Here is a 220-nt window from a genome sequence, read left to right on the forward strand (position 1 = left end):
CACCGAGATCTACACGCGTTCCCTACACGACGCTTCCGAGCTCAAGATTCCAAATCCTTGTTGCTAGGCTGAAGGTTCTTGACAAAGGATATTCTACTGCTGATCACGTAAAGAAGATCATCAGAAGTCTACCCAAGCAATGGAGGCCAATGGTCACAATACTTAAGCTAGCTAAAGATCTCAATAAGATATCTCTGGAGAAACTTGTCATCTCCCTCAT

General features: G+C 44.1%; 1 protein-coding gene. It reads left to right on the forward strand.

The genetic code is table 11. The features are described from left to right. Positions 1-53 precede the first annotated feature (53 nt). The coding region (locus DW49_RS1000000134485; protein ID WP_477742854.1) for a hypothetical protein at positions 54-220 on the forward strand (167 nt) is incomplete at its 3' end.

This window comes from Pseudomonas avellanae BPIC 631, assembly GCF_000444135.1.
Classification (GTDB): domain Bacteria; phylum Pseudomonadota; class Gammaproteobacteria; order Pseudomonadales; family Pseudomonadaceae; genus Aquipseudomonas; species Aquipseudomonas avellanae.